At 60.6% G+C, this 9,398-nt stretch carries 10 protein-coding genes and 1 pseudogene; all 11 read left to right on the top strand.

Annotated features, from left to right (window positions below):
- Positions 1 to 77: 77 nt before the first annotated feature.
- Positions 78 to 876 (top strand): annotated as a pseudogene (locus tag M3498_16695) (IS5 family transposase).
- A 331-nt stretch (positions 877 to 1,207) separates the two neighbouring features.
- Positions 1,208 to 1,909 (top strand): response regulator transcription factor, encoded by a 702-nt coding sequence (locus M3498_16690; protein MDQ3460908.1) that lies wholly within the window; start codon positions 1,208 to 1,210, stop codon positions 1,907 to 1,909.
- Entirely contained in the window at positions 1,906 to 3,054 is a 1,149-nt protein-coding gene (locus M3498_16685) for a HAMP domain-containing histidine kinase (GenBank protein MDQ3460907.1), read from the top strand. Before M3498_16690 ends, M3498_16685 begins: the two co-directional genes overlap by 4 nt.
- Before the next feature lie 552 nt (positions 3,055 to 3,606).
- On the top strand, positions 3,607 to 4,587 hold the full coding sequence (locus M3498_16680) for a zinc ABC transporter substrate-binding protein (protein MDQ3460906.1): 981 nt from the start codon (positions 3,607 to 3,609) through the stop codon (positions 4,585 to 4,587).
- Positions 4,584 to 5,345, top strand: a complete 762-nt coding sequence (locus M3498_16675; GenBank protein MDQ3460905.1) for an ABC transporter ATP-binding protein — start codon at positions 4,584 to 4,586, stop codon at positions 5,343 to 5,345. The genes M3498_16680 and M3498_16675 overlap by 4 nt, the downstream gene beginning before the upstream one ends.
- Positions 5,333 to 6,187, top strand: coding sequence for a metal ABC transporter permease (locus M3498_16670; protein ID MDQ3460904.1), 855 nt, complete (start codon positions 5,333 to 5,335; stop codon positions 6,185 to 6,187). Before M3498_16675 ends, M3498_16670 begins: the two co-directional genes overlap by 13 nt.
- 148 nt (positions 6,188 to 6,335) lie before the next feature.
- The gene (locus M3498_16665) at positions 6,336 to 6,545 is read left to right on the top strand and encodes an SHOCT domain-containing protein (GenBank protein ID MDQ3460903.1); all 210 of its coding nucleotides are present in this window, start codon (positions 6,336 to 6,338) and stop codon (positions 6,543 to 6,545) included.
- Positions 6,546 to 6,557: 12 nt separating this feature from the next.
- Positions 6,558 to 7,037, top strand: a complete 480-nt coding sequence (locus M3498_16660) for a PepSY domain-containing protein (GenBank protein ID MDQ3460902.1) — start codon at positions 6,558 to 6,560, stop codon at positions 7,035 to 7,037.
- A gap of 68 nt (positions 7,038 to 7,105) precedes the next feature.
- Positions 7,106 to 7,477 (top strand): DUF2933 domain-containing protein, encoded by a 372-nt coding sequence (locus tag M3498_16655; GenBank protein ID MDQ3460901.1) that lies wholly within the window; start codon positions 7,106 to 7,108, stop codon positions 7,475 to 7,477.
- Between the two features lie 299 nt (positions 7,478 to 7,776).
- Positions 7,777 to 8,688, top strand: coding sequence for a YCF48-related protein (locus M3498_16650; protein ID MDQ3460900.1), 912 nt, complete (start codon positions 7,777 to 7,779; stop codon positions 8,686 to 8,688).
- A gap of 452 nt (positions 8,689 to 9,140) precedes the next feature.
- Positions 9,141 to 9,398: IS3 family transposase (locus M3498_16645; GenBank protein ID MDQ3460899.1), on the top strand; the 258-nt coding region annotated here is incomplete at its 3' end.

Genomic DNA, 9,398 nt, shown 5'->3' with positions numbered 1-9,398 from the left:
CTTGTACACCGCGCAGGTGCTCCGGAAGACAGCTGTAAGTGGCTGCGGTCAGAACGGGTTGAGGATATCTTGTCGCGATGGTCGAGCAGTTCGTTCCTGACGACCTCTGGGTCATCGCACAAACCGTCATTCCACCCCAAAAACCCCGCACCCACCCCCGACGCACCCTTGCGGGCATCCTGTACATCCTCCGCTGGGGCCTTCCATGGCGGCAGCTCCCCCTCGCACTCGGCTTCGGAAGCGGTCAGACGTGCGAACGCCGCTTCAGCGAATGGCGCAAGCAAGGCGTCTGGACCAAGCTCCTGCGCGTCATCCTCGATCCGCCCAGCACGACCTGCTCGACTGGTCACGCGCTACGCTCAACTCCGCAAGTGTTCCCGCCCCGCGCGGCGGTGAACATACCGGCCCCAACCCCTCGAACCGCGGCAAGCAGGGCAGCAAGATTCACCTACTCAGCGCGCGCAGGGCCTCCCACTCGGCGTGACTATCTCCGGCGCGAATGTGCACGGCTCACGCCACCTCGAAGCTACCGTGGACGCCGTACAGGGCGTACGGAACGGTAAGCGAGGCCGTCCACAACGACACCCCAACAAACTCCACGCGGACAAGGGATACGATTGCGCCCGCTGCCGTCGCGCCCGGCGAGCACATGGTATCACGCCCCGCATCGCTCGTCGTGGGGTGGAGTCCAGGGAGCGACTTGGCCGTCATCGCTGGCGGGTGGCGCGGACTCTGGCGTGGGTGCTGGCGAACAGGAAGCTGGCCGTGCGGCGTGAGCGACGCGGCGCGTCATTCCTGACGTTGTGCGAATTGGCGTGCGCGTTGGTGGTGTGGCGGCGAACGCGAGTCGCGCTCAGCGTTGCTCGACCTGTGTGACGGCCTGGAGTTGCGTGTAGAGCCTGCCGACCAATTTCACTTGCCGCTCGGCGGCTTTGACGCGTTTGGCTTCCTGGTCGGGTTCCGTGACGCGGATGGTTTGAGCGGCGATGGTGTGGGCAATTTCGCTGACCTCCCTCGTGCCTGCACTCGAACGTCGTCTTTTGTGGCTCTGTCCTCTACATGAGGCTTGCTGCTCGGGTGGCGGAATTCGCCAGCAGCATCTTGACAGAAGGGTCCACTTCATATAGCTGTAACATATGACTGCTAATGCTACGGTAAACTTGGGCTTTACCGTAGCTTTACACTCGCTCCGTATGATAAAGCCACCATGCCAAAGCCAGTACCAAGCATTTTAATTGTAGAGGATGACCCGGACATTGTGTGTGTGGTGCAAACCTACCTCGAGGGTGCGGCTTATCAGGTGGATACGGCTCTAGACGGCATTACCGGTTTGGCCTTAGCCCTCGACAGGTACCCCAATCTGATCGTGCTCGACTGGATGCTGCCGGGTCTAGACGGACTTGAGTTCATGAAGCGCCTGCGCCGCGAGCAGCGCACCCCGGTCATCATGCTGACCGCCAGGAGCGAGGAGAGTGACCGAATCATAGGCCTTGACGCCGGTGCCGACGACTACGTCAGCAAGCCCTTCAGCCCGCGTGAACTGGTGGCCCGGGTCAAAGCCATGCTGCGCCGGGACGAGATGCTCACGGGGCGCCCTCAGGACCTGATCAAGCGGGCAAGCTTGGTCATCGATCCCTCGAGCCGCAGCGTTACGGTAGGCGAGCGTGAAATCGCGTTGACCTCCCTTGAGTTTGACCTGCTCTATACGCTGGCGAGCCAACCCGGCCGGGTGTTTCGGCGCGACGAACTTTTGGAGCGGGTCTGGGGTAACGATTTTGGAGGTGTGGACCGAGTGGTGGATGTCCACATCTCCAACCTTCGGCAGAAGATCGAAGGCGCTTCGCCAGGGGCGCCTGTCCTCATGACGGTGCGGGGGGTGGGCTACAAGTTCAGGGAGGACCATAAATGAAGCTCAAGCGCGATCTGGCCTTATTCTGGCGCCTGCTCATTTCCTACCTGCTCGTCATCGTGGTGAGTTGCGTCAGCCTTTATGTCGCTAGCGAGGTGCTGGCACCTGTGTTCCTTGACTGGCACTGGAAGCACCTGGGGCTGGCGCCAGAAATGCTGATGAGTGGGATGGAACAGTTGGAGAGCGAGTTGAAGGCTGCACATCGCCGCGCTATGCAGCAAGCGACTGTGTGGGGCGTGGTCATTTCCGGTGTAGCCGCAGGCGCCGTCAGCCTCTTTGTCAGCTCACGCATCAGCTCGCCTATCAAGCAGATGCAGCGCGCCAGCAGGCACATCGCGGCGGGGCAGTACCACGGGCGCCTGAACGCGCAGGCCCCAGGCGAGATCGGCGAGCTGGCAAGGTCCTTTAACGACATGGCTGAGGCGCTGGAGCACACCGAGCACCGCCGGGTGGAGCTTTTAGGCAACGTGGCCCATGAGCTCAGGACACCGCTCAGCAGCTTACACGGCTACATCGAAGGCTTGGAGGACGGCATGTTCGAAGCGAACGCAGAGACGCTCGAATCCTGCAAGCGGCAAGTCAGCCGACTGGAACGCCTGGTTGACGACCTCTCTTTGCTTTCAAGAGTCGAGGCCGGCCAGGAGACTGTGAGTCCTTCTCCCACCAGCGCCGCGACGCTCGCCGAGCAGGTGGCGGCGTCCTTCCAACTTCAGTTCCTCCAGAAGCAAGTTGAACTCATCGTGGAGCCACTCCCCTCCTCGCTTCTCGTTTTAGCGGACGTGCAGCGAACCGGCCAAATCTTGAGCAACTTGGTCGCCAACGCCTTGCGGCACACGCCCACTGGGGGTGAGGTTCGCCTCGCCGTGCGAGCACTCAAGTCGGGCGAAGCGGAATTTCGCGTAAGTGACACCGGTGCAGGTATCGCACCGGATGACTTGCCCCAGGTCTTTACCCGCTTCTACCGCGCCGATAAGGCGAGGACTCGCGGCGGCGATAGTGGCAGCGGCATAGGCCTCACCATCGCCAAGCACTTCGTCGAGGCGCAAGGAGGACGGATCGGGGTTGAGAGCAAGGTGGGCGGGGGTAGCAGCTTCTGGTTTACCCTGCCTCGAGTTCAGGCTGCTCCCACAAAAAGAGCAGGCTAAACTTGTTGCTGACTTCGCACCGGCGCGCTGACGTCATGCACATGGAGTCTGGTTGTGATGGGCTCGACGGGGAGAACGCGGTCCAGTAGGCCATGATTATTGAGCCTATCCACGTGCTCTGCCCCATCTTCCGTCCGAGCGCTGAGGAAGACGCTGCTGGCGTAACCGAAGACCGGCTCTCCGGTCACCCTTCGGCACACAAGAACCGGAGCACGTACAATGAACCCCGTTTACCAAAGATGAGGTGGCTCGCTAGGGATGCCGAAATGGAATTGTGCTCTCAACAAACGCATGGATGCACGTCCTCGTGCTGTCAGGCCGTACGTGCTCCGTGGTGGCTACGATGACTAGCAAAAGGATTAGTGGCGGAAATGACAAGCTTTAAACTGGGGGTGTTGTGATAGTATAAGAACAATGTTTCATTAAGGAGGCTTTCCCCAGACCAACAAACCATTCTGTCACCTTGCAGGGCTTTGTGAAGAGGCAAAGTTCAAGTTAGCCGAACTGAAGGATACGTTACGTGTCACACGTTTCAAATGAGAAAGGTTGATCATGAAAAAACTGCTTGCAGGGGTGGTACTCACCCTCAGCTTAACCGCTTTTGCCCAAAACGACGCTCTTAAGGTGGTCGCCACCTACAGCATTGTGGGCGATTTTGTGCAGAACGTCGGCGGTGACGCTATTGACCTGAGCGTGCTGGTGGGACCGGATACGGATGCGCATACCTTTGAACCGACGCCGTCCGAGGTCGTCACACTCGGTGAGGCCGAGGTGATCTTCGAGAACGGCCTAGAGTTCGAGCCCTGGCTGGACCGGCTCTATACCTCTTCAGGGTCAACGGCTACCCGTGTTGTCGTGACTGACGGAATCGGGCTGCTAACCACGGAAGATGACCATGAAAGCGAAGAGGAAGAGCACGACGGCGAAGAGGACCATGAGGCTGAAGAGGGGCCGGGGCACCAGGCTGAAGGGGCCGAGCATGGTGACGAGCACGGCGAGTTCGACCCCCATGTCTGGCACGACGTGCGTAACGCGGTCCTTATGGTAGAAAACATCCGTGATGCGCTTATTCAGGCTGACCCAAGTAATGCTGACCGGTATACCGCCAATGCTGAGGCTTATATCGCTCAGCTTGAAGCGCTGGACGCGTTTGTCGAGGAGCGGGTTGCGACCTTACCCCAGGACCGCCGCAGGCTGGTCACCAGCCACGACACCTTCGCTTACTTTGCCGATCGCTACGGCTTCGAAGTGGTGGGAACTGTGCTCCCTTCCGTGACCACGGAAGTCGCCGACCCCTCAGCAGGCGAACTGGCCGCACTGATTGACGATATCCGGGCGGCAGGCGTGCCCGCGATCTTCGCTGAGAACGTGAGCAACCTCGGCCTCTTAGAAAGGGTCGCCTCAGGAGCCGGGGTCAGCGTCGCGCCGCCGCTCTATACGGACGCCTTGGGCACGCCGGGAAGCGAAGGCGCAAGCTATATCGATATGATGCGCTATAACGTCACCACGATCGTCGAGGTACTCAACGATTGAACCTTGCCTACAGCAGCCGCAGGCACGTTGATCCGGTCACGGGCGCCGCGGCCCTGGAGGTGCATGACCTCAGCGTGGACTATCCCGGCAGCAGCGGACCCGCACTCCGCAACATTCACCTGCGCGTGCCGGTGGGGGCGCGCGTAGCGCTAGTCGGCCCCAACGGCGCGGGTAAGTCCACGCTGCTTAAAGCCGTTGCCGGCTTGCTTCCGGCACGCAGCGGCAACCTCCTTATCTACGGCAATCCCGTGGGCGCCTGCCACCACCGGGTGGTTTACCTTCCTCAACGTGGCGACATCGACTGGCGCTTTCCCGTCAGTCTGCGGCGGCTAGTGCTGACCGGGCGCTACGTCCACCTCGGCTGGCTGCGGCGTCCCGGTCATCACGACCGTGAGGTCGTTGCCGGAGTGATTGAACAACTGGGTCTGAGTGCCTTGGCGGAGCGCCAGATCGGGCAGCTCTCCGGCGGGCAGCAGCAGCGCGCTCTGCTGGCTCGCGCGCTGGCGCAGGAGGCTGATCTTCTTCTCCTCGATGAGCCGCTCAACGCGGTGGACGCGGACACTCGCGCGGTCATCGCGGAGGTGCTCTCGAACCTCGGGCGCCAGGCCAAGACCGTGGTCACCGCGACGCACGACCTGGGGAGGCTCGAGGCGGACTTCGACGGTGCGCTCTACCTGGCCGGAGGGCGGGAAGTCTCGCCACCACCGGGAGCGTTCACCGGGATGCGGGTGGGAGAAGAGCTGGTATGGACTGGCTGATCGCGCCCTTCCGTTATCCCTTTATGCAAACAGCGTTAGCGGCCGCTGTCCTGGTCGGCTTAACCTGCGCCGTCATCGGCGTGTACGTCGTCCTGCGGCGTATGGCCTTTATCGGGGATGCGCTGGCGCACACCGTGCTGCCGGGACTGGTCGTGGCGTACCTCAACAGTTGGAGTCTGCTCGGTGGAGCGCTGATCGCCGGGGTACTGACCGCGCTCGGCATCGGCACCTTGTCGCGGCGCGAGGTGGTGCGTGAGGACACTGCCATTGGCATTCTCTTTACCGCCATGTTCGCCTTGGGGATTGTGCTCATGAGCACCCAGCGCTCGTTTCGCGACCTGACGCACATCCTCTTCGGCAATATCCTCGGGGTGAGTCCTGTCGATCTTGTTGTCATCGCGGTCATGGCCGTGATCGTGCTGCTCGCCCTCCTCGCCTTTCATAAAGAGCTGGAACTGACCTCGTTCGACCCGACGCACGCCGAAGTCATTGGCCTGCGCGCCGACAGGCTGCGCTATCTGCTGCTGGTGCTGCTGGCGTTCACCGTCGTGATGGGCATTCAGGCTGTGGGCGTCATTTTGATCAACGCTTTGCTAGTAACCCCGGCCGCTGCCGCCGCGCTGCTGACGAACAGCTTGCCGCGCATGATGCTTATCGCGGCGCTTATCGCCACCCTGTCAGGCATTGCTGGGTTGTATGTCTCCTACTACAGCAACGTGCCCTCGGGCGCGGCCATCGTGCTGACCTGTACGACATTCTTTGCCATGGCTTGGCTCCTACGTACGGTGCGCCAGTCGGGCGCCCAAGCGTTCCGGGAGCAAGAGGACCAGAAGATTCCCTAGCAACCTACTCCTTAACGCGGTAGCCGGATAGCGGCAACACTGGTTTGTCGTACTCGAGCTCAGGGACCGTCTCAACACAACAAACAGACCAGAAGCTTTATACAGGCTTAACATTGCGGCACTACAGTATTCACGGAGGTAAGCCGTGATGGACGGGCAAAGCATGATGGGAGTCGGGCTCTTGCTGAATCTCCTCATTCTCCTTGGCGTCATGGCGTTCGTCGTCTGGCTTGTCCACGTCCTCTTTCCACAGGGACCTACCTCTCAGCACGAGGACGCGCTCGAGCTCGCCAAACACCGCTACGCCTCGGGTGAAATCGGCAAAGAAGAGTTCGACCGCATTAGAAGCGACCTTTAAGGAGGGAAAGCTGTGAAACGCTCTGTTACCGTAGGTTTGGTGCTGGCCTCACTCGTCCTGGCCTTGGCGCTAGCGCAGGGCATGATGGCTGAGCCCGGAAACCAAAGAAGCCCCGGCATGATGGGCGACATGATGCCGATGCAGGAACAAATGCAGCAGATGGTGGAACTTTGCACCAGCATGATGCAGGAGATGCCTGGAATGATGGGTATGATGATGGGTCAAGGCATGATGGGTCAAGATATGGGTCAAGGCATGATGGGACCCGGCATGATGCAGCCTGGAACTACGGTGCGCTATAGCCCAGCCGATGCTGAAACCTTGGCTCGAGCCTTCTTGGCAGGGCATGCACCAGGCGCTGAAACTGAACAGGTTGAAGCTACTGCCGACGCTTACCTCATCAGCTTCCGCGACGGCGACACCCAGGGAACCCTCAGGGTGGATGCCACCACGGGTGAGGTGCAACAGGTTCAGCAGCCAGAGAATCGGTAGCGCGCCGTTCGTCCGTACAGGCTTGGCACTCCCTCGTTAAGCTTGAGATTGTTGTTTAGGAGAACCGTATGAAGATGTGCTTTAACTGGAAAGTCTTGGCAGGCGTTGCCGCAGTAGGTCTTGGCATCTACCTCTTTGACCCGAGCTTGGCCCTAGCCACCCTGCCGCTCCTCGTTGTGGCGCTCTGTCCGCTCATGATGCTCGTCATGATGTGGGGCATGAAGAGCATGAACGATGGGCAAGGCGGAATTGCCTGCTCGACAGGGGCGCAGCCGAAGAAAGGGGACGCTGCGCTCAACCGCGAGCAGCGGCTCGGCGAGCTACAGGCAGAGTTTCAGCGTTTGCAAGCGGAGCAGGCGAACCTTGCCGAGCAGATCACCGCGCTCGAAGAGGCTAAAGAGCCCGCGGTTGCGGGATTTAAGCTCTCTACGACGAGTTGAGCGAAGCTCCGCTTACCTAGAGCACCAGCGCCCTTCGGGACGGGTTTTAGCGAAGGTCTTTGATTGGCTCAATCCGCTCACCGTGCGCCTCAGCGGTGTCAACATCAACCGCCCTACCGGTGCCAGTGTGGCCGCGGCGGGCTTTCAAAACGTTGATTCCGTGAGGCTCGAGCGCCTTGGTATTTTTCGTCTGATCACCGCTGGTAAGCCTAAAAGTTCTGAGGAGGTTAGGGATGGCAACAACGGGTAAAACGAGCAGAAGGCAAAGCTCTAAGCAGCGTTGGGTTGCGGATAAAAGGTTGTGGTTCCTAGGCGCCGTAGCTGCCTTTGTAGTGGCGCTGGGCGCGCTCATGCTCTTTACGGCATCCAGAGAGGCAGAAGCGAGGCCGGTCGAGCGCTTTATGCACGTCCACGGTTTGGCGGCGCCGGCCTGGGCTCCCGGTGAGCTCTACGTGAGCACCCATCAGGGGCTCATTCATGTCGATGCCGAAGGCAACTGGCGCTACGTCAGCAGGGTGAACCACGACTTCATGGGCTTTCAGGCGCACCCGAGTGAAGAGGGCGTGCTGTACTCGAGCGGCCATCCGGCGCCGGGCAGTAACCTTCGCAATCCGGTAGGCTTCATGGTCAGCCGAGACAGCGGCGCCACCTGGCAGAGCATTGCCTTAGAAGGTCAAGTTGATTTCCACACAGTGGCCGTTCAGAGAGCGAACGGAGATGCCATCTACGGCTGGAGCGGCGGCCTCTACCGGAGCCTTGACGGCGGCCGCAATTGGGAAGCTCTGCCCGCGGAGGCGTTGGCGCAAGCCGGGGGCGCCTTGTCCCTTGCCGTGCATCCCGAAGACCAGGACACCGTGCTGGCGGGAACACAGGCGGGTCTACTGCGCAGCTCGGACGGGGGCCGCTCGTGGGAACGGCTCTTCTCGGAAGCTCCCGTAACGGCGGTTGCTTACGGCACTGAGCGCGCGGAACGGATCGTCGCCTACGGCGCGCAGGCTGAGGCAGGGTTGCTGCTAAGCGACGATGACGGCGCCTCGTGGACGCGGCTTGACTTCGCACTCGAGGATGACGCCATAGGCTACATCGCCCTTCACCCCGAGGAGCAGGACAGCATGTACCTGGGCAGCTACAGCGAAAGTCTTTATGTCACGACGAACAGAGGGGCAACCTGGCAGCAGCTGGCCGACGGCGGCGTTCCCCAGCAACCCTGAGTCAGGCTCAAGGGTTGCCCACGGCGCCCGCGGTCCTGGAGTTGCCCCGGTTTGGTGGACACCTAAACGCTTGAGGTAGCATCCTCAGGAAGAGAAGGTGTCTACAATGCCCCCATCCAAACCTCCCTATCGCCCCGAGTTCAAAACCGAAGCGGTCAGACTCTATCACCAGAGCGAGAAGAACCTGCAAGAAATCGCTTCCGACCTTGGCGTATCGACCAACTCCTTGAGGGAGTGGGTCAGACGGACTAACGGTGAGAACGCCTCCAAGGGCAAGAGCCGAATGGGTCTTAGTCAAGACGAGCGCGAGGAGCTGAGAAGACTCCAGCGGGAGAACCGTATTCTGCGTGAGGAGCGGGAAATCCTGAAAAAGCCGCGGCTTTCTTTGCTCAAGAGACCAACCCAGTCAAGCTGGGCGAGTACGGCAGGACCCGGTAGCGGTCTACCTGTTCATGGAGCAAGAGAAAGCCAATCACGCTGTCGCCCTGATGTGCCGGCTCTTCGGGGTCTCGAAGAGCGGCTACTATGCTTGGCAACATAGAGGACCCTCGGCAAGGAGCCTGTCAGATGCCGAACTGCTCGCGCACATCAAGATGATTCACGAGGAGAGTCGAGGTGTCTACGGCGCCCCTCGCATTCACGCCGACCTAAAGCTCAAGTACCACATCGATTGCTCCAGAAAGCGCGTAGCTAGGCTCATGCGTCAGGCC

The sequence above is a fragment of the Deinococcota bacterium genome (genome assembly GCA_030858465.1).
Taxonomy (GTDB): domain Bacteria; phylum Deinococcota; class Deinococci; order Deinococcales; family Trueperaceae; genus JALZLY01.
This window is presented reverse-complemented; position numbering and strand designations above follow the sequence as displayed.